Raw genomic sequence first — 19,892 nt, 5'->3', positions numbered from 1 at the left:
CAAGCTGATCGCAATCGCCAAGCGCTCCGGCGCGGACGCCGTGCATCCCGGCTATGGCTTCCTCTCGGAACGCGCCGAATTCGCGCGCGCCGTACAGCAGGCCGGCCTCATCTGGATCGGCCCTGACCCTGAGGTCATCGAGGCGCTGGGCGACAAGGTCCAGGCGCGGCGCATCGCAACCAGCGTCGGCGCGCCGCTCGTGGCCGGCAGTGACGGCCCGGTGGAAACCGCAGCCGAGGTCATAGCCTTTGCCGATGCCCACGGTCTTCCGGTCGCGATCAAGGCAGCGCATGGCGGTGGCGGGCGTGGTTTGAAGGTCGCCTGGAAACGCGAGGAGATCGCCGATCTCTACGAATCCGCCGTGCGCGAGGCCACGGCTGCTTTCGGACGTGGCGAATGTTTCCTCGAACGCTTCCTCGACCGGCCGCGCCATATCGAGGCGCAGGTCCTTGCCGACCGTCACGGCCATGTCGTCGTGCTCGGCACCCGCGACTGCTCGCTTCAGCGCCGAAACCAGAAACTGGTCGAAGAGGCCCCTGCCCCCTTCCTCAGCGACGCGCAACGCAATGAGATCCATCAGTCTGCGGCAAAGATCTGCAAAGCTGCCGGTTATACCGGCGCGGGCACCGTCGAATTCCTGCTGGGTGTCGATGGAACGATCTCGTTTCTCGAGGTCAACACGCGCCTGCAGGTCGAACACCCGGTGACGGAGGAAACGACCGGCATCGACCTTGTCGTCGAGCAGTTGCGGATTGCCGATGGCTTGCCTCTCGCCATCACGGAAACGCCGGAGCCCCGCGGCCATTCGATCGAGTTCCGCATCAACGCCGAAGATCCGGGCCGCGGCTTCCTGCCCACCCCCGGCATCATCACCGAATTCAGCCCGCCCTCCGGCCCCGGCATTCGCCTGGACAGCGGCGTCGTCACGGGCTCCGCCATCCCCGGAACCTTCGACTCCCTGACATCGAAGCTGATCGTGACCGGTGCCACCCGCGAGCAGGCACTGGCGCGCGCCCGGCGGGCGCTGGCCGAGTTCCGTATTGAAGGGATTGCCACCGTCCTCCCCTTCCATCGCGCCGCCATCGACACCGCCGACTTTCGTGGCGACGATGGCTTCAAGGTACATACCCGGTGGATCGAAACGGACTTCGCCGCCCTGCCGGACGCCTCCCCCCGCCCCCTTCAGTCGGCCCCGTCCGGCATCGTCCGCACCCACATCGAAATCGACGGGCGCCTCCACGCCGTCGGTCTGCCGGCGATGCTGCTGGCGGGCTTCGGCTCGGGCAACGGCTCGAACGGCGCAACGCCGGCAACGGCACCGTCCGAAACCAACCCCGCGATCGTCGCCGCACCGATCTCCGGAACCCTGCAGGTATGGAAGGCTGCAGACGGCGCAGAGGTTCAGGAGGGCGATCTCATCGCCGTTCTCGAAGCCATGAAGATGGAAACCCAGGTCACCGCTCATCGTACAGGTCGTCTGCATATCACGGCCGAACAGGGGACATACCTGAACGCGGGCACGCCCATCGGCTCGATCGATTGACCCGAGCCCGTTCGCGACAGGCGAGAATTTAGTGAAAACTCGCGCGGGTTCCTCCTGCGCGAGACCAACGGCACGACCTTCAACGCCATCGATGGGCATGGCGCGCCTGAGCGGTCGTTTCGATCGCAGTTCCTCTTTCCCATCCTCGAAGCACTGCTTCCAGCTTCTGCCGTCTGGACCGGCACCGCGGCCATTCTCAATTTGATATCTTGAAGGCTTCTGCAGCACCCCTTTGCCCGGCATCTTGTCAAGCGAGTCAGAGCAGCATTGACGAATGCCGCATTTTGACTTACGACTGACGAAATACAAAATTCGTCAGTCGTAAGGTTTGACAGCATGAGCATGGAAACGATCGAGTTCGACGGCGCGCGGCAGGACACCGTCATGCGCATTCTCGATGTTGCCGAGACGCTGTTCCGACATTACGGATACAGCAAGACCAACGTCGCCGACATCGCGCGCGAACTCGGCATGTCCACCGCCAATATCTACCGCTTCTTCGCCTCGAAGGTGGAGATCCATCAGGCTCTCTGCAGCCGCATGCTGGGGGCCAGCTACGATCTGGCGTTGCGCAGCGCTGCCTTGCCCATGAGCGCGAGTGAACGGCTGCGCCGATATGCGCTCGATCAGCACCGCCAGACCATGGAAACAATGATGGACGAGGAAAAAGTCCATGAGATGGTCATCGTCGCCATAGAGCGCGACTGGCATGTCATCGAACGACACATCGATCGCCTCAATGATCTGGTCGCAAGCATGATCGCCGAAGGCATCGCTGCCGGAGAGTTTCTCGATCAAGACCCCCATATCGCGGCCAAGTGTTTCGGCGCAGCCACCGTGACGCTCTGTCATCCGCAGATGGCGGCTCAGTGTGTCGCGAAGGAAAATCGCGCCCAGCCGGAAGATCTCGTCGATTTCGCGGTCCGGGCGCTGAAGCCATGATTGACTTTCACGACCACGCCGAACACCGGACCTCACGCTCCCCACGCAACAGGAATACGACCATGTCGAAACCATTCGCTCCAGCGACCCGCCACGCGGCCATGACGGCTCTGGTCGTCGCAACGGGTTTGCTTCTTGCGGGATGCTCCGAGGAGAAGGCCGAGGTGAAACCGGAGGTCGTGCGGCCGGTGCGGGTGATGACCGTGGCGCAAAACCAGACCAGCCGCACGCTCGATTATTCCGGCTCGGTCCGCGCGCGCACTGAAACGGCTTTGGGCTTCCGTGTGGCCGGTAAGGTGACCGAGCGTCTCGTGGATGTCGGAGATCATGTACAGAAGGGTGAGATCCTCGCCCGCATCGACACCACGGATTACGCCCTGTCCGTGCGCTCAGCCGAGGCCAATCTCTCTGCCGCCGAACGACAGGTCGAGACGGCGGAACTCTCTCGCAAGCGCGCCGAGGATCTGTTTGCGGCTCAGGTTTCCCCCAAGTCCCAGCTGGAACAGACGCAACTGACCTATAATCAGGCGGTTTCCACCCGCGATTCCGCCCGCTCCGCGCTCGAGCAGGCGCAAAACCAAGTTTCCTACGGTGCACTAGCGGCCGATCGTGACGGGATCGTCACCGCTGTCGATGCCGAGGTCGGACAGGTGGTTGCGGCGGGAACGCCGGTCCTCACCGTTGCGGCCGATGGTGAGAAGGAAGTTTTCGTCGGCGTGCCCGAGACGGACATCTTCGCCTTCACGCCGGGCAAGACGGTCGATGTGACACTCTGGTCGAGCGCCGGCCTGACGCTGCCGGGCAAGGTCCGCGAGGTCGCCGGCAGCGCCGATGCCCGGTCGCGCACATTCGCGGTGCGTATCAGCCTGCCGGAAAATGAACGCGTTCGCCTTGGCATGACAGCATCGGTCACGGCTGCGCAGGAGAACGGCCCTGCCCTCGTCTCCGTGCCGTTGAGTGCGCTCGCCAAGGACGGCGACAAGACGCTCGTCTGGATGGTGGATTCGGAGACGGAAACCGTGCATGCACGGCCCGTCTCGGTCGCCGATTTCACCGGCGTCTCCGTCCGCATCGCCGATGGTCTGAAACCGGGCGACATCGTTGTGACGGCCGGCACGCAGTTCATGCGCGAAGACCTCAAGGTGAAACTGCCGGACGAGGCACTGGCCCATCAGGCCAGCGCCGAGGGATCAGCCGCAGCGACCCGCTGATCGCTTTCGCAAGACTGCATCGAGCATACCGAACCCCAGCCGAAACGCCTGGCCCCGCCTCTTACCACGCGCTGGCAACCGACAACGGAACGACGTCATGATGTCTAAAGGTCCCTTTTCCGGCCCGAAGAACGGCTCCCCGAGCATTTCCGACGACCGGCTATCGTCCGGCACAAGCGGTCGTCAGCGGTTCAATCTCTCGCGCTGGGCCATCGGCCATCCGAGCATCGCGCGCTTCCTGTTCGGGCTGATCATTCTCTCCGGCGTGTTCGGTCTCATGAATATGGGCCAGAAGGAAGATCCCGACTTCACATTCCGCGTCATGGTCATCCAGGCGCTCTGGCCCGGTGCTTCGATCGAGGACATGCAGAACCAGGTGGTCAACAAGATCGAGCGCAAACTGCAGGAAACCCCGCATCTCGACTTCGTGCGATCCTACAGCCGTGCGGGAAGCACCATCATCACGCTGCAAGTGAAGGGCGATACGAACGCCCAGCAGGTTGCCGACGCCTTCTATCAGGTGCGCAAAAAAGGTCGGCGACATCCGCTCCGAGCTCCCGTCCGGCATCGTCGGGCCCTTCTTCAACGATGAATTCGGCGATACCTTCATCACGCTCCACGCCCTGATGGGCAATGGCTACAGCTTTCCCGAGCTCAAGAGCTACGCCATCAAGGCGCGCGATATGCTGCTCTCGACGCCCGGCGTGGAGAAGGCCGTCATCATCGGCGACCAGCCGGAAAAAGTCTTCATCGACGTCTCCTCCAAGGCGCTCGCCGAACGTGGACTGACGCTGAACGACCTCCGTGATACGCTAGCGGGACAGAACGCGATCGATCCCGCCGGAAATGTCGATACCGGAGAACGCTCCGTGCGCATCTCCGTCGAGGGCGACGTTCGCAAGGTCGAGGACATCCAGAACCTGCGCCTGCGGTCTGGCGATCAAGTCACGCGCCTCGGCGACATCGCCGCGGTGACATCGGGCCTGGAGGATCCCTTTGCCCGCAAGTACCGGGTCAACGGGCAGGACAGCGTTCAGCTCGGCGTGGTCATGGCAAAGGGCTTCAACGTCATTGACGTGGGCACGGCCGTGGAAGCGACCTATGCGCGTTTCGAGGCGTCGCTGCCCTACGGTGTCGAGATCGAGCAGATTTCCAACCAGCCGGAGGTGGTGAACGAAGCCGTCGGAGAGTTCATGAAGGCGCTGGCGGAAGCCCTGATCATCGTCCTCGTCGTATCGTTCCTTTCCATCGGCTGGCGCTCGGGTCTGGTCATCGCCATCGCCATTCCGCTCGTCCTCGCCGCCACCTTCGCCATCATGTACGAGATTGGCATAGACCTGCAGCGCATCTCGCTCGGCGCCCTCATCATTGCGCTCGGGCTTCTGGTCGATGATGCCATGATCGTCGTCGAACTGATGGAACGCAAGCTGGACGAGGGGCTCGTCAAGATCGAAGCGGCGAGCTTTGCCTACTCCTCGACCGCCTTCCCTATGCTCACCGGCACGCTGATCACCACAGCGGGCTTCATTCCCGTCGGGTTTGCTGCCTCCACGGCCGGCGAGTACGTCCGGTCGCTCTTCTACGTCGTCGGCATCGCGCTGGTGGTTTCCTGGTTCGTGGCGGTCTATTTCACGCCGTGGCTCGGCTACATGATCCTCAAACAGCGTAGCCACGCCGGCGGGCATCACGACGTCTTCGATACGCGGTTCTACCGGCGCCTGCGTGCCACCGTCAGCTGGAGCGTGCGCCATCGCCTGATCGTCATCGCGCTGACGCTCGGCACGTTCGTCACCAGCCTGTGGGCTTTCCAGTTCATCCCACAGAACTTCTTCCCCCAATCCTCCCGTCCGGAAATCATGGTCGATCTCTGGCTGCCGGAGGGTACGAGCATCAAGGACGTCGAGGCCCAGACCAAGGCACTGGAAGCCCGCATCATGGGCGATCCGGACAAGCGGTTCGTAGCAAGCTATATCGGCGAAGGCGCGCCCCGCTTCTTCCTGCCGCTCGACCAGCAGCTACGCAATCCGAACTTCGCTCAACTCCTAGTTATGGCCAATGACGAACAGGCGCGCGAACGCCTGATCCTGAAGCTGCGCGATATTCTTGCGAGCGACTTCCCTGCAATCCGGTCCAAGGTCGACCGCCTCTTCCTCGGCCCGCCGACCGGCTGGCCGGTACAGATGCGCGTCAGCGGCTCGGATCGGGCTGAAGTGCGCCGCATTGCAGACGAGGTGAGGAAGCGGTTCCAAGACAATCCGATGCTCGGTGCCGTCCACGACGACTGGCTGGAGCCCGTGCCCGCCATGCGCCTGATCGTTGATCAGGACCGCGCCCGCGCGCTCGGCGTGACCTCGCAGCGCATCCGCCAGATGTTGCAGACCACCACGAATGGCGCACCGCTCGGCGATTTCCGCGATGGCGAGGAAACCATTTCGATCGTCGCGCGCGAACCGGACGAGAACCGGAAGCTGCTGTCGGCTGTGAATTCCGTCTATATCCCGACCGATTTCGGCGGATTCATCCCGCTCTCGCAGATCGCCAAGGTCGTTCCGGTGCTCGAACAGGGCGTCGTCTGGCGGCGCGACCGGCTGCCCACCATCACCGTGCGCGGTACCCTGCCCGACGGCGTGCAGCCGAACGATGTGGTGAGCCAGATGTATGCCGGCCTGCAGGATCTGCGCGACGGCCTGGCTCCCGGTTATAAGGTGGAGATTCAGGGCGGTGCCGAAGATGCGGCGGAAAGCCAGGCCTCGATAGCGGCCAAGGCGCCGATTATGCTGATGATCATCGTCATCCTGCTGATGATCCAGCTGCAGCACTTCGGCAAGGCCATGCTGGTGCTCGCCACCGGCCCGCTCGGCATCATCGGCGCCAGCGCAGCGCTGCTGATCAGCGGTGCTCCCTTCGGCTTCGTCGCCATTCTCGGCGTCATCGCGCTGCTCGGCATCATCATCCGAAACTCGATCATCCTGATCGACCAGATCGATCAGGACATCGCGGCCGGCATGAACAGGATGGATGCGATCATCGGCGGTGCCGTGCTGCGTTTCCGCCCGATCATGCTGACAGCGCTGACGGCGGTTCTCGCGCTGATCCCGATCTCGCGCGGCGTGTTCTGGGGTCCCCTCGCCTACGCCATGATGGGCGGGATCCTCGTCGCGACGGTTCTGACCATCTTCGTGCTGCCGGCAGCCTACGCCCTGTTCTTCGGCCGCGATCCGAAGCAGGCCAAGCCGAAGACCGAACAGGAGGCAGAAGGCCGCCCGGACGACCTCAAGGAAATTCCCGCCCTTGCGGCAGAGTGACACGAGAAACGTGGCTGCCTCTGGCAGCCGCGTTTGTCACGGGAACGTCTTGAGATACGCGATGACGTCGCGGATCTCTGCCTCGCTCCACAGACCCCAGAAACGCATGCTTGTGCCCGGCACTTTCTTCTTCGGGCTATAGATAAAGGCGGCAAGCGCCTCGTCGTCCCAGACGAGACCCGCGGCGCCTGCGTCCGTCATAGCTTGTGAATATCGGAAGTCCGGCAACGCGCCCGCCTTCCGCCCGAAGATGCCTTTCAGATGCGGACCGTATTTGTTCGTCTCGGCATCCGGCACGTGACAGGAGGCGCAGCTCTGGAAGATCCGACGGCCGTGATCGATATCTTCCGCATGCGCAACCGATACCGCGATCAGGCACATCAGGCACATTGCAGAAAGAATGTTGGCGGGTGGAAAAGCGCGCATGCTGTCACTCCAGATCGCATGATGGTGTCGATAGCGACAGCTTTCTCGCTCAACAAAAAATCGAGGTAGCAAGCCGCCATATCCTTGATGAACAGTGGAGATTCTGTGGGTGTCCGCCTCCGGTCCCTCTAAAAAAACGCACCACATGTTCATGTTTTTCTAATGTCTGGAACTTGTTGCGAAATCTTGCGTTCTTCGACCGCTCGCACGTCTGCGATACGATCTAAAGGACCCGATGATCATGACAATCCCAGCTTCTCCCTATCGCCCGACCGAAACCGTCTACGGTGGTGTGCCTTCAGTAACCGCGTCTTTGCACAAAGTATCCTGGGGTTCCATCTTCGCTGGTGTCGCACTGGCACTTGCCGTTCAGTTTCTCCTCAATCTGCTTGGCGTCGGCATCGGCGCTGCCGTGATCGATCCTGCACAGTACGATAATCCTCAGGCAAGCACTTTCTCCATCGCCGGCGGCGCATGGTTTGTTGTCTCCGGCATCATCGCTTCGTTTGTCGGTGGCTACGTCGCAAGCCGTCTTTCAGGTCGCGCCAGCAAGTCTACCGGTGGCTACCATGGCGTCACCGCCTGGGCTGTGACCGCTCTCGTTGTTCTCTACCTGTTGACCACCTCGGTCGGCGCGATCGTCGGCGGTGCCTTCAACGGCATTTCCAGCGTCGTCGGCGGTGTTGGCCGTACGGCTGCCACAGCTGCAACAACTGCGGCACCGGCTCTTTCCGACGTCACCAATCCGATGGCCGGCATCGAGCAGCAGATCCGCAATACGACGGGCAATGACCCGCAGGCTCTGCAGAACGCGGCTGTCTCCGCCATTCAGGCTGTCGTCACCGGCGACGAAGCCAGCGCCGAAGAGGCCCGCACCCGTGCTGCCGAAGCTCTGGCCCGCGCTCAGAACATCCCGGTCGATCAGGCTCGCACTCAGGTTCAGCAGTATGAGCAGACCTATCGCCAGAATATGGAAGCTGCCAAGCAGCAGGCCATTGACGCCGCTCAGACTGCTACGGCTGCTGTATCGACAGGCGCCATCCTCGGCTTCATTGCTCTGGTCCTCGGCGCCGTTGCAGCCTGGTTCGGCGGCGTTGCCGGCACGAAGCGCGATCTGGACGATGTCCGCGCCGTCTAAATCCGGCTAACGATATCCGAACCTCGACGCCGCCAGTCGCAAGACTGGCGGCTTTTTCGTATTCGCTAAGCGCCAAGTTCGACGGGAAAGCGCGAGACGAGCGTGCAAACGAGACCGACTGGGACATAGTCGAGCGTGACCTGGCCCTTGAAATCCGCAGCGAGAACCCGGGTTATCAGCCGGGAGCCAAATCCCGACCGCGTCGGCGGCACGACAGGTGGACCGTTCTTCTCTTCCCACCGCAACGCAAAGGCCTGAGCTTCGGAACCATTCGCATTTTGATCCCAGCTGATCACAATCTTCCCGCTCGGCAACGAGAGCGCGCCGTATTTCGCGGCATTTGTGGCCAGTTCATGTATGGCGAGGGCGAGCGAGAGCGTCTGTTTCGGGGACAGCGGAAGGTCGGGACCGGAAATATCGAACTGCGCGGCACCGGTCCGATGCGGCGCCAGTGCCGTTTCGATGACCTCACGGATGCTGCCCTTCTCCTGCGCTTCCCCCATCAGCAGGTCGTGCGCGTGAGCCAGTGTGTGCAGGCGGGCGTTGAACGTGTCGCGCTGCTCCAGAACCGCTTCGCCCTCCAGCGTCTGCGACGCGATGGCGCTGACCATGGCCAGGGTGTTCTTGATCCGGTGCTGAAGTTCGCCATTCAACAGGGCATATTGGCTTTCGGCATCCTTGATGGCCGTGATATCGCGGACGGTGCCGACGAGCCGCTTTGCATCCTTGCCGTCTACAAACCGTGCTCTGGCGTGAATCCAGCGCTCCGGCCTGTTCTCGCCGGACAGCACCCGGTATTCGACATCGAGATGCCCTTCCCCGAGAGGATTCATAGCCTGCTCGACGGATCGGCTCAGTGCTTGTCGGTCGTCGGGATGTACACGGCTGACAAAAGTCTCGAAGGATGGCTGCTGGTCGGCCGGCCGGCCCAGCAGAAACGACGCCCTCGCATCCTCTGTCGTCGAAACGATACGTCCGTTGACGAGAACGGCCTCCCAAACACCCATTTCCGCTGAATCGAGCGCCAGTTGCAGCTGGAGTTCTCTTCGTCGCAGCGCAATCTCAGCACGCTTCAGGTCGGTGACATCATGCCCTTCGATGAAAAGGCCGGTTACCTGGCCTTGAAGATCGCGAATGGGCTGAATGACGAAGTTGAGGAAGATATCCTCCTCACCTCCCCCCTCAACGCGCATCAAACGGATCAACTCGCCCCGACCCGTCATGGCTCACCTGTGGCGTAGACACGATCGAGAAGCGTGATGACCTCTTGGCTCTCCAGTTCGGGCAGAACAGACTGAAAGGGACGACCAACCATCGCGCGCGGACCAATGAGGCGCGAAAACGCGCCGTTGACGATCTTGACGACGTGATGCGGCCCTTCCAGCGTACAAAGGAAACTCGGAGCACTCTCGAAAAGGCGGCGCATGCTGTCAGCCTCTCGTAAGGCCGCATTCTGAAGATTGACGGTGAGCTGTCTTGCCTCTTCCCGGGCGAGCTTCGTTTCCGTGATATCTCTGGAGATCGACAAAAGGTGGGTGGGTTTCCCCCGGCGCCGGGAACCGGCAGGACCTGCACATCCCAATAGCGTGGATTGCCTTTGACGGTGACCGCCGATCCCGAAAACCGCGCGGCAACACCCTCCCTTGCTGACGCTATGGCGGCCTTCGCAATATCATTCCCCTCCCCGGTCCAGAAATCCGGCCAAGGGCAGCCCTTGATCCCGCTGAAATCGTCCACCTCCATGATCTGTTTCCCGCCATCGCTCATAAACTGGAGATTTCCGTCCAGATCGAAGATCTTGATGCAGTCTCCGGAGCCTGAGAACACAGCGGCAAGGAGATCTGCATTCCCAACGAGTACCGGGTCCGCGGCCGCGAGTTCACCATTCATGCGGAAGACGGCAGAAGATACAGTCGCAGGGCTCATCGATATCATGTCCATTATGTGGGAAGCTCGGAGAGCGAGGCGTTCAGGTCAACGCCATGTCGTTCTATGTTAGCTATTGCGAAATGGATACAGGGTAACGGCAGGATTCTCGCTTCTAAGAATCGAGTAGAACGGGACGTCGATTCTCACGTCGAAACATGAGGCAAAGAGGTTATGGGCAACGCAACCGTGCGCTCACCGCGCAATAGCGGCAGCACGAGAGCAGCGCCTGGACAGAGCATAGCACGAGACGTCAATCCGATCGTGCCCCTGCACGTGGCATAGCTTCAGCAGTCGCCGTGTCTCCCGGACAGAGCCGGGAATGGGTCAGCTTACCGTTGGCAGGCTGATGAGTGAATCATCAGCTCATTTTTCCGATTGTTCCAGTGTTATGTAGCGGGACCGCTGGACGGCCCACTCATCATTCTGTTCGAGGAGCAGCGCACCGACGAGACGAACGATGGCGCCGTCGTTTGGAAAGATGCCGACCACCTCGGTGCGCCGCTTGATCTCGCCGTTGAGGCGTTTGATTGGGTTGGTTGAATGAAGCTTTGTCCAGTGTGCCTTGGGAGGGTCATGTAGGCGAGCACGTCCTGCTCGACGCTGCTCATGACGGTGGCGAGCTTCGGCACCTTCGGCCTGATTTGGTCGGCAACATTACGCCATTGGGTGCTTGCCGCCTCTGGCGTGTCTTGACCGAGGGCCGCGGTGATGAAGGCGGAGACGACACGCCGTCCGCTCTTTCCGGCAATCAGGCATGGGATCTAGCTATTGAGCCGCTTCAGTCTCGATCGCCAAGCTTGCTCCGCTTCCGGATTCTTGCAGATCAACGGTACTTCGCCACGAAGGATGCAGCGAATGTTTTCTATCAGGGCAGGCGCTATTGCGGCGACCCCTTCGCCCGTGTGGCCGACGCTGTGCGGCGTCAGGATCACGTTGTCCAGCTTCCGTAGCGGGCTATCGATTGGCAGCGGCTCGGTCGAAAAGGCGTCGAGCGCCGCCCCTGCTATGCGCCTGTGTCGTAAGGCTACGAGCAGTGCTTCCTCGTCGATGATCGCGCCTCGAGCCGTGTTCACGAGGACTGCGTCGCGTTTCATTAGAGCAAATTCAGCGGCGCCGATCATATGGCGCGTCTCTTCTGTGAGACTGGCGAGCACGCTCACCACGTCGCTTTCGCGTAGGAGCGTCGGTAAGTCCGTCTTGGTGACTCCGGGAGGAAGGCTGCCTTGGGATGTTCTTGGGGAACTGGTGACGATGCGCGCGCCAAAGGGTTGGAGTCGTGCGGTGACCTCCTGAGCAATACGCCCAAAACTGAACCGCCCGGCTTTGCCGGAGACCCCAACTCGTGAGAAGTAGGGTCTATGACAAGCAAAACGACGAACAAATTTTCTCCTGAAGTCCGCGCCCGCGCCGTTCGGATGGTAACGGAACATGAAGCTGAATACTCATCGCGCTGGGCGGCGGTATCATCGATAGCGGCCAAGATCGGCTGCTTGGCGCATACCCTCCATGAATGGGTGAAGAAGGCCGAGGTCGACAGCGGCAAGCGTGCAGGTTTGCCGAGTGACGTGGCGGAGAAGATGAAGGCACTGGAGCGGGAGAACCGCGAGCTTCGTCATGCGAACGAGATTTTACGCAAAGCCTCGGCGTATTTTGCCCAGGCCCCTTTCAGCGAATGCAAGCATTCGCTTGTCGGGCAAGGGAGCTCGACCGCCCACTGAAGCGATGATTTCCTTCATCGACGAACACCGCTCGGTGCTCGGGGTCGAGCCGATCTGCAGGCTGCTGCCGATTGCCCCGTCCACCTATTATGAAGTCGTCGCCAAGCGCACGGACGTGGGTCGCCTATCAGCCCGCGAACGGAATGATATTGCCATGAAAGTCGAGATACGCCGGGTGTTCAACGAGAACTTCCAAGTCTATGGCGTGCGCAAAGTCTGGCGGCAGTTGCAGCGAGAAGGTTACGACATCGCCTGCTGCACCGTCGCTCGGCTTATGAGAATGATGGGGCTTCAAGGCGTCATTCGCGGCAAGCCAGTCAAAACCACCGTGTCGGACAAGTCCGCTCCATGCCCGCTCGACCGGGTGAACCGACAGTTCTTCGCTCCAGCGCCGAACATGCTGTGGTTATCAGATTTCACCTATGGTGCGCCTCGCCCCAATCGGGGAGGCATATGACTGGAATGCAAAGAGAAAGGAGGATGTGAAGACTTGCCTGCTCCCTGCTGCGAGGGGGCATGAGCCCAAGCGGCGGTGACCTGCCGTCAACTGGCAGGGTGACGTAGCCCGCAGGTAAAGGGGATTGAGGCGAAGCCGTTACGCCAAGATGGTTCCCGAGGCTGAAGTATTGGAAGGTTGAGGAACACGAACCGGTTAACCCGCATCTGAGGGCTGAAAGGTCGCCTTCGCCTACACGGCTTAACAGGCGAAATGCTGATGAAGCTGCCGGACACGTAAGTCGGCGGCATCCGAATACGGTCGTAGATGTATGTCGCCCGTATGGGTCATGGGGAGAATGCAGCCAGACCATGACATCGGCATCGACTTGCGGAACGCAAGGGAAAAGACTGCGACCGGCAACCTCACCAATACGCTGACGTCCATCATATGAACGAGGGAAGGCATGATGGAATGACAACGAAGTATTGCGTCGCAAGGGAGTTGACCCTGATGTCCATCATGTTGGCGGAGTTCCCGTAGTAGTCCGGGATGGGGAAAGCCCATCACATGGCGAAGGGGAACAGTTCAAACTGCTTGAAGTGCAAACTATCTGACCAAGCGAGGTGAAGACCTTTGATAATCAGCGAAATGCAGCACAAGCTCGCAACATGGGCCGAGAGCGAGCCAAACCGACGGTTTGATCGTCTTCTTCGGTTGATTGCCAATCGGGAATGGCTTGCCGAGGCCGCTCGGATGGTTCTGGCGTCAAGCGGCGCACGAACGCCGGGTATCGACGGAATGGACAAGCAAAAACTGCAGGTCAAACTGGATCAGCATCTGGACGACCTGCGGGCAAGCCTGCTGGAGGAGACTTATTGCCCCCAGCCGGTCAAGCGCATCTATATCCCGAAACCCAACGGCAAGCTAAGACCACTGGGTATTCCGACCCTGACGGATCGCATTGTCCAACGCGCCATGCTGATGGCCATGGAGCCAATCTGGGAGAGCGATTTCCATCGTTTATCCTATGGCTTCCGGCCGGAACGGAGCGTGCATCATGCCGTCCGCACCGTGAGGATACAGCTTCAGGATGGTGCCGACACGACGAGGGGCCGCTGGATCATCGAAGGTGATCTGGCCAGCTACTTCGACACGGTCCATCACCGGCTGCTTCTGAAATGCGTGCGGCGAAGGGTGCTGGACGGACGGTTCGTTGATCTTCTCTATCGGTTCCTAAAGGCAGGCCACATCGACCGTGGCCTGTTTACGGCCTCAAGCGAGGGTGTCCCGCAAGGCGGCGTTCTGTCACCGCTCCTGTCCAACATCATGCTCCACGAGTTTGATGCCTGGTTGGAGGCGAAATATTTGAGCGACAAGGCTCGCAAGGACCGATGGGCATGGAACTTCGGCATCAAGCAGGGCCGCCCCCATCACGGTTCGCGAGAACCGGCAATGGAAACCGGCCGTTGCCTATTGCCGATACGCTGACGACTTCGTCGTGATCGTAAAAGGAACCAGGGCTCAGGCAGAGGAAATCCGCGAGGAATGCCGGGCGTTTCTGGAAGGTGAGTTGAAGTTGGCGCTGAACATGGAAAAGACCCATGTGACACACGTCAATGACGGCTTCGTCTTCCTGGGACACCGGATCATTCGCAAGCGAGGGGCACACGGACGGATGTCCGTCGTCACGACGATACCCAAGGAAAAGGCCAAGGGGTTTGTTCGCAGACTTACCGAAACCCTTTCCGGCAATCATAGTGTCAGCACGGTCGACATGATCTCCAGCCTGAACCGCCAATTGGTGGGATGGGCGGCGTTCTACAAGTTCACCGACTTCACGGCGTACGTCTTCCGGCGCATCGACCATGTTGTGTTCTGGAAAATGGCGCATTGGCTGGGACACAAGTACCGATCCGCATCAAACCCTTGATGCGGAAATGGGTCAGGGTCCCGGAACCGGGCAAGGCGAAAACCTGGCTCATGTTTGGTCGAAATGAACGCGGTAAACCCGTCGGAAAAGCGCTACACCGGCTTATCTCAAGCCCAAGGCGCAATTCCGGTGGCGCAATCCGGAGGAAAACCCATACATCTTCCGGATCGAGAACCGCAGTACCGTCACGTCTCACTACCATGACGTTGCTATGGCCATGGGCCAAGCTTGAACGGAGAGCCGTATGCGCTGAAAGGTGCACGTACGGTTCGGGGAGGAGAAGCGCATCTGCGCCTCTTACTCCACTCGCGACCTGGCAAGGCTTCGTTTACGTGGCCTTTGTCATTGATGCCTTCGCCCGCCGTATCGTCGGTTGGCGGGCAAGCCGAACGGCCCATGCGGGCTTTGTGCTCGATGCCCTCGACCAGGCGCTTCATGATCGGCGGCCTGTCAAACGCGGCGGGCTGGTTCATCATTCCGACCGCGGCTCGCAATATGTGTCTATTCGCTATTCCGAACGGCTGGCGGAGGCGGGCATCGAGCCGTCTGTCAGAAGCGTTGGCGACAGTTACGACAATGCTCTCGCCGAAACGATCAACGGTCTTTACAAGGCCGAGGTCATCCATCGCCGGGGACCGTGGCGAAGCTTTGAAGCCGTGGAGTTCGCCACGCTCGAATGGGTCGACTGGTTCAACAACCGCCGCCTTCTGGAGCCCATCGGAAACATTCCGCCTGCCGAGGCTGAAGAACGATACTATGCCATGCTGGACGCACCAGCCATGGCCGCGTAACTTAAACCAAACGGTCTCCGGTCTAGCCGGGGCGGTTCAGACTGGCACACCGAAACCCTTCACGACACCGTTTGGCGAGGCAGCAAGCGCACCAAACATCAAGCCGAGGTGCTCAAATCTTCTGGAGGCCGCTTCTTCACCCCAGACGCCGTTCCGTTGGAACCCAATCGCTGTCAGCGTCGAAGTCTTGAAGCGGATGAGATCAGCCATTTCCATGGCAAGTCTCGGCGGTGCGTCGACAATGCCGGAGAGCAGATCAGGTTCATCAAGTTCTGCGGCAACGTTTTGATTGGTGCCGGCCGCCGATGGCAATGACCGAGAGGAAAGAAAACTGCTGCCATAGGTGACGCCGGGAAATCGGATGGCATATCGCTGCTTGCTGGCCGCCGCCTGATGGCGGCGATATTCCGTAGAGCCGGAAATGATCACCCGGCGCACCCAATCGAGGATCTCCTCGCGCTTGGTAAAGGGCAGGCTGTTGAAGTCTTCGGGCAGGTGCAGTGAAATCCGTCGACGCTCAGCTGGGCTGATGTCACCGAGATCGTGACCATACAGCGAGCGTGCCTGATGCGGCAGTTTCTCTTTGAAATATCCCTCTGAAAGTCGATAGCGTCGCTCGATGCGGCGGAGGATGTTGAAACTGGCAACAGATCGGCGCACGCGCTCTCCGTGGATCCAGGATAGCAACGTCTTGTTGTCGAAGGTCTCATTCAGATGAACAACGGCGCGGTAGAGCTGGCAATAGGTGTCGCCGAACCGACGCATATGGTAGACCAATGCGTCCTGAAAGCTCGCCGGATCTTCTGTCGCTTCAAATAGTGCTTCTGGGAAAGGGCTTATCGGTTTTGGTGCTGGGCCGGGCGATGTTGACGCAGACCGGACAAAGGTGCCAGCGATCGCCGCGCGTTGTGGCTATCGGGGCGGAGCGTGCGGAAGCTGCCTTCTTGGCGGGCGTCATTTTACCCGTGCTAACTGTCGGCTTTGGTGGTCGTCGTTCTTCGGTAGCTGGTGATGCGCCGAGCCAGCGGATGATTGCATCCAAGCCTGGCCGGACCTGCTTTTTGAGTTCTGCCGTTAACTCGGCTTCGATCCCACAGGCCTGACCGATCATCTTCCAGTCGATATGGCCATTCAGAAGCGGGGGCGATTTGCGGTAGATGATCAAACTGGCAAGATAGGGCCGTATATTTTCGAACACTCGCCTGGATGCGACTGGAGCGATACGAAGCTCGCAGAATTGCGAAATTTTTCGCTGAAAATGTCGTGATGAAAGGTCGTGTTTGGTCATGCTTATTCGTTTTCGCTCGGCACCAGTGCCGAGGGCGAGCGGAAATAGGGGGCGCCCATTAACAAAATATGTTTAGGGCAAGAGGTTAGCTGTCGATCGCTGCTTCTTGAATGGAGAGATGCAGATTGTGGTGCTGAGCGATAGATGGGTTTGCAATAGCTCATTTCCAGCAATAGTTATGAGCTATAGAGAGGGATTCTATAACTCATGAAATGGAACTGGCAAAACACTGACTGGCCAAACTTCAGATACGACACCGCAAGCCTGATATCGTTGGAGCAGAAATTCTTGCAGTCCGCCGGCGAGGTTATCGGTGCTGTTCGACATTTCAACGATGACGACAGCAACCAACTTCGCATTGAGTTGCTGAGCGACGAAGCGGTCAAGACCTCAGAGATTGGGGAATTTCTGGACCGCGTGAGTGTCCAGTCATCACTCCGCCGGCAGTTCGGGCTAAACACTGATGATAGACAGATCCGCCCCCAAGCGGGGGATCGCCGAGATGATGGCGGATGTTTATCGAAGTTGGCATAGGCCGCTGTGTCATGAGGGACTGTTCCACTGGCATTCAATGCTGATGGCCGGAAACCGATATATTGAAACGGTTGGTGCTTACCGCACGCATGAAGACGCCATTGCAGATGTATCGGGTCGATTGGACAAACCCACTATCCACTTCGAGGGCTCCCCATCTCGCCAGGTTGCCGCTGAGATGGAGACCTTCAGCACATGGTTCAATCAATCCGGGCCAGATGGTCAAACGTCGCTTCAAGCTTTGACGCGCGCCGCAGTAGGACACCTTTATTTTGAAAGCATACATCCATTTGAGGATGGCAACGGCCGAATTGGACGCGCGCTCGCCGAGAAATCCCTAGCGCAAAACATAGGGCAGCCAAGCCTCATTTCACTCGCCTTGACAATCGAGAAGCGCCGGAAGCTTATTATTCAGAGCTTGAGCGGCACCAGCGCACGCTTGATATCACCGACTGGGTCATTTTCTTTCAGAAACTATCCTGGATGCTCAACAGGCGACGCTTGAGCGCGTAGATTTCTTCATCCAGAAAGCAAAGTTCTATGATCGTTTTCGGGACAAACTGAACGAGCGGCAAGAAAAGGTAGTCGCGCGCATCTTCAAGGAAGGCACGGCTGGCTTCAAGGGAGGTCTAAGTGCCGAAAACTATATCTCGATCACAGATACATCCCGCGCTACAGCAACACGCGACCTTCAGCAACTCGTGGAGATCGGTGCACTGACGCGTACGGGTGAACGTCGACATACTCGGTACTCACTGTCATTGCAGAAATAATTCGCTACCACTCCAATGAACACCACCAAAGTCATTATCTAGGCGAACGGCTGTTCGAGTCCTTTCAGATATAGCGCGTCAATCAGGATGAGATGCTTGCGACAATCTGGATGAGATTCTTAGGTCGCGGTCGGGATGAAGTTATCATGCTGATTGCCGCTGGCAAGATCTTCGTCGTTTTCTGATTGCCGCTCCGCGACAGGCAAGGCTGAGGTCCTGATTGGCGCGAACGAGGCTGGTCGGCCGCGTTGCCGTTTCTCCTCAAGCGCCGCTCTGCGCCGGTAACTTTCGACATTCATCTCGAAGATCGTGGCGTGATGTACGAGCCGGTCGACCGCTGCGAGTGTCATCGCGGGATCGGGAAAGACCCGGTTCCATTCTCCAAAAGGTTGGTTTGCCGTGATCAGGATCGATCTATGCTCGTATCGTGCCGAGATCAGTTCGAAGAGCACGCTTGTTTCCGCCTGGTCCTTGGTGACGTAGGGAGATCATCGAGGATGAGCAAGTCGTACTTGTTGAGTTTGTCGATGGCGGATTCGAGCTGCAGTTCCCGGGGGCGACCTGGAGCTTCTGCACAAGATCGGTTGTCCGGGTGAACAGGACCCGCCATCCGTTCTCGATCAGCGCAAAGCCGATAGCGGCGGCGAGATGGCTTTTTCCTCCGCCGGGGGGACCGAACATGAGGATGTTAGCTCCTTTGGCGAGCCAAGTGTCGCCGGCGGTCATTGCCATAACCTGCGCCTTCGAGATCATGGGTACAGCGTCAAAGGCGAAGCTGTCCAAGGTCTTTCCGGGCGGCAGGTGCGCCTCGGCGAGATGCCTTTCAATTCGGCGATTGGCACGCTCTGCCAGCTCGTGCTCGGCAATCGCCGACAGGAAACGAGCGGCTGGCCATCCCTCCCGGTCCGCCTGCTCGGCAAATTGCGGCCACAGCGTTTTGATGGTCGGTAGCCGAAGTTCGTTGAGCATGATGGCGAGCCGTGCTTCATCAATGACGTGGGCGTTCTTCATGCGGCTTCTCCCGTCCCGATCAGGGCCTCATAACCGTTGAGCGATGCGAGCTGCACATGAACGGTCGGTAGCTTCGCTGGGTCCGGACCAAAGAGTGTTCGCATGGCGACCAGATCCGGTAGGTCACCGGCGTCGAGTGTCCTGGCCAATTCTTCGGCAAGTTCGCGCTCGCAACCGCGGTCATGGGCCAGCGCCAGGAGTTCGACGGTGATCTTGCAAGCCTGCTTGTCGGGAAGATGCTCGATGAGGGCTTCGAAGGCCTTGCGATATTCCTGACGCGGGAAGAGCTTGTCGCGATAAACGAGGCCGCGGAGCGCCATCGGCTTCTTGCGCAGGGAATGGATGACGTGGTGGTAGTTGACGACCTGATCGTGTCGCCCGTCGGGGTGGCCGCGTCCTCGGCGCAATGTCATCAGATGCGTACCGCCGACAAAGACATCCAGCCGATCGTCGAACAGGCGAACTCGTAACCTGTGGCCGATCAGGCGGGATGGCACGGTGTAGAAGACCTTGCGCAAGGTGAAGCCGCCCGTCCGGGACACCGTGACGACAATCTCCTCGAAGTCGGTGGTCCGGCGCTCGGGCAGCGCCTGCAGATGGGATCGTTCTGCATCGATGCGCTTGCCATGGGCAGCATTGCGACGGCTGACGATCTCGTCGACAAAGGGCGGTAAGAACTGAGATCGTCGAATTCCTTGGTCCCCCGCATCAGCAGGGCATCATGAACGGCGTTCTTGAGATGCCCGTGGGAGCTTTCAATCGAACCATTCTCATGCGCGACGCCCCCTGTTATTGCGCGTCGGGGTCATACGATAATGGGAGCAAAGCTGGTCGTAACGGTGCGTGAGATCAACCTTGGCATCGGCGTCGAGGTTGCGGAAGGCCGCCGATAGGCTGTCGCTTCGATGATAGAG

General features: G+C 59.7%; 8 protein-coding genes, 9 pseudogenes and 1 other annotated feature. Of the genes and pseudogenes, 9 read left to right on the top strand and 8 right to left on the bottom strand.

The window, feature by feature from the left end:
* The 4 genes and pseudogenes from GA0004734_RS23755 to GA0004734_RS23740 all read left to right on the top strand — a co-directional run.
* Positions 1 to 1,543, top strand: a 1,543-nt coding sequence (locus GA0004734_RS23755; RefSeq protein WP_092938457.1) for an acetyl/propionyl/methylcrotonyl-CoA carboxylase subunit alpha, incomplete at its 5' end; no start/stop codon positions are given.
* Positions 1,544 to 1,879: 336 nt separating this feature from the next.
* Positions 1,880 to 2,485, top strand: a complete 606-nt coding sequence (locus GA0004734_RS23750) for a TetR family transcriptional regulator (protein WP_092938455.1) — start codon at positions 1,880 to 1,882, stop codon at positions 2,483 to 2,485.
* A gap of 62 nt (positions 2,486 to 2,547) precedes the next feature.
* Positions 2,548 to 3,696 carry an efflux RND transporter periplasmic adaptor subunit gene (locus tag GA0004734_RS23745; protein ID WP_092938453.1) on the top strand — a complete coding sequence of 383 codons (1,149 nt, stop codon included), beginning with the start codon at positions 2,548 to 2,550 and terminating at the stop codon, positions 3,694 to 3,696.
* Positions 3,697 to 3,796: 100 nt separating this feature from the next.
* A pseudogene (locus tag GA0004734_RS23740) lies at positions 3,797 to 7,001 on the top strand (efflux RND transporter permease subunit).
* Between the two features lie 36 nt (positions 7,002 to 7,037).
* On the opposite strand, the gene GA0004734_RS23735 reads toward GA0004734_RS23740, so the two are convergent.
* Positions 7,038 to 7,580 carry a c-type cytochrome gene (locus GA0004734_RS23735; RefSeq protein WP_245292620.1) on the bottom strand — a complete coding sequence of 181 codons (543 nt, stop codon included), beginning with the start codon at positions 7,578 to 7,580 and terminating at the stop codon, positions 7,038 to 7,040.
* Between the two features lie 88 nt (positions 7,581 to 7,668).
* Between GA0004734_RS23735 and GA0004734_RS23730 the strand changes: the two genes are divergently transcribed.
* A complete protein-coding gene (locus GA0004734_RS23730; protein WP_092938459.1) occupies positions 7,669 to 8,565 on the top strand; it encodes a PhnA-like protein in 897 nt (298 codons plus the stop codon).
* 65 nt (positions 8,566 to 8,630) lie between these two features.
* Here GA0004734_RS23730 and GA0004734_RS23725 read toward each other — a convergent pair whose 3' ends face one another.
* The 4 genes and pseudogenes from GA0004734_RS23725 to GA0004734_RS23710 form a co-directional block, all read right to left on the bottom strand.
* Positions 8,631 to 9,788 (bottom strand): sensor histidine kinase, encoded by a 1,158-nt coding sequence (locus tag GA0004734_RS23725; RefSeq protein ID WP_092938449.1) that lies wholly within the window; start codon positions 9,786 to 9,788, stop codon positions 8,631 to 8,633.
* The gene (locus GA0004734_RS26600) at positions 9,785 to 10,093 is read right to left on the bottom strand and encodes a PAS domain-containing protein (protein WP_092938447.1); all 309 of its coding nucleotides are present in this window, start codon (positions 10,091 to 10,093) and stop codon (positions 9,785 to 9,787) included. The genes GA0004734_RS23725 and GA0004734_RS26600 overlap by 4 nt, the downstream gene beginning before the upstream one ends.
* 764 nt (positions 10,094 to 10,857) lie before the next feature.
* Positions 10,858 to 11,240: pseudogene (locus GA0004734_RS23715) on the bottom strand (transposase); the annotation flags it as partial.
* A gap of 15 nt (positions 11,241 to 11,255) precedes the next feature.
* Positions 11,256 to 11,924, bottom strand: coding sequence for an NAD(P)-dependent oxidoreductase (locus GA0004734_RS23710; protein WP_092938445.1), 669 nt, complete (start codon positions 11,922 to 11,924; stop codon positions 11,256 to 11,258).
* Between GA0004734_RS23710 and GA0004734_RS23705 the strand changes: the two are divergent.
* The 3 pseudogenes from GA0004734_RS23705 to GA0004734_RS23690 all read left to right on the top strand — a co-directional run.
* Positions 11,853 to 12,636: pseudogene (locus GA0004734_RS23705) on the top strand (IS3 family transposase); the annotation flags it as partial. The gene GA0004734_RS23710 and the pseudogene GA0004734_RS23705 overlap by 72 nt on opposite strands.
* Positions 12,137 to 12,291: a sequence feature (AL1L pseudoknot), on the top strand. It overlaps the preceding pseudogene by 155 nt.
* 648 nt (positions 12,637 to 13,284) lie before the next feature.
* Positions 13,285 to 14,813, top strand: a pseudogene (gene ltrA / locus GA0004734_RS26805) (group II intron reverse transcriptase/maturase).
* Positions 14,814 to 14,880: 67 nt separating this feature from the next.
* A pseudogene (locus GA0004734_RS23690) lies at positions 14,881 to 15,372 on the top strand (IS3 family transposase); the annotation flags it as partial.
* 39 nt (positions 15,373 to 15,411) lie between these two features.
* Here GA0004734_RS23690 and GA0004734_RS23685 read toward each other — a convergent pair.
* Positions 15,412 to 16,660: pseudogene (locus tag GA0004734_RS23685) on the bottom strand (hypothetical protein); the annotation flags it as partial.
* A gap of 207 nt (positions 16,661 to 16,867) precedes the next feature.
* Between GA0004734_RS23685 and GA0004734_RS23680 the strand changes: the two are divergent.
* Positions 16,868 to 17,967, top strand: a pseudogene (locus GA0004734_RS23680) (Fic family protein).
* Positions 17,968 to 18,086: 119 nt separating this feature from the next.
* Here the strand turns inward: GA0004734_RS23680 and istB are convergent.
* Together istB and GA0004734_RS23670 are read right to left on the bottom strand one after the other, a co-directional pair.
* A pseudogene (gene istB, locus GA0004734_RS23675) lies at positions 18,087 to 18,978 on the bottom strand (IS21-like element ISRel5 family helper ATPase IstB).
* Positions 18,975 to 19,892, bottom strand: a pseudogene (locus GA0004734_RS23670) (IS21 family transposase); the annotation flags it as partial. The pseudogenes GA0004734_RS23670 and istB, both read right to left, overlap by 4 nt.

This window comes from Rhizobium sp. 9140 (genome assembly GCF_900067135.1).
In the GTDB taxonomy this organism is placed as follows: domain Bacteria; phylum Pseudomonadota; class Alphaproteobacteria; order Rhizobiales; family Rhizobiaceae; genus Ferranicluibacter.
Note: the sequence above shows the minus strand (reverse complement) of the source record. Positions and strands in the feature narration are given on the sequence as shown.

Excerpts from the sequence above, each read along its gene's own strand:
- GA0004734_RS23750 (WP_092938455.1), top strand. The coding sequence starts at position 1,880 with ATGAGCATGGAAACGATCGAGTTCGACGGCGCGCGGCAGGACACCGTC.
- GA0004734_RS23745 (WP_092938453.1), top strand. The coding sequence starts at position 2,548 with ATGTCGAAACCATTCGCTCCAGCGACCCGCCACGCGGCCATGACGGCT.
- GA0004734_RS23735 (WP_245292620.1), bottom strand. The coding sequence starts at position 7,580 with ATGAACATGTGGTGCGTTTTTTTAGAGGGACCGGAGGCGGACACCCAC.
- GA0004734_RS23730 (WP_092938459.1), top strand. The coding sequence starts at position 7,669 with ATGACAATCCCAGCTTCTCCCTATCGCCCGACCGAAACCGTCTACGGT.
- GA0004734_RS23725 (WP_092938449.1), bottom strand. The coding sequence starts at position 9,788 with ATGACGGGTCGGGGCGAGTTGATCCGTTTGATGCGCGTTGAGGGGGGA.
- GA0004734_RS23710 (WP_092938445.1), bottom strand. The coding sequence starts at position 11,924 with ATGTTCCGTTACCATCCGAACGGCGCGGGCGCGGACTTCAGGAGAAAA.